General features: G+C 47.5%; 1 pseudogene. It reads right to left on the bottom strand.

Going from position 1 to position 261, the window contains the following annotated elements:
- Positions 1-56 precede the first annotated feature (56 nt).
- Positions 57-261 (bottom strand): annotated as a pseudogene (locus tag SB773_RS32725) (energy-coupling factor ABC transporter ATP-binding protein); the annotation flags it as partial.

Below are 261 nucleotides of genomic sequence, written 5' to 3'. Positions count from 1 at the left end.
CTTGTGTATCAGGGAGTCTGCAGGGACATAACGCCCGATAATCATTTTATCCAGCATCAGCGGTTCCCCCGTTTCATGGCTTTATCTATTTCTACAGCTAAATCACCGATATTAAGACATGGATGATCAAACCGAACCCCAAGTTCCTTCTGGAGCTTGAGCTGAAAACGGACCGTATCAGGTACATCCAGGCCAAGCTCCAGAAGTTGTTCTGGCTCGGAGAAAATTTCCTGGGGAGTTCCCTTTTTGAACACCGTACCC

It is taken from the genome of Bacillus sp. SIMBA_074, from assembly GCF_046534555.1.
GTDB classification, from domain to species: Bacteria; Bacillota; Bacilli; order Bacillales; family Bacillaceae_G; genus Bacillus_A; species Bacillus_A mycoides.
This window is presented reverse-complemented; position numbering and strand designations above follow the sequence as displayed.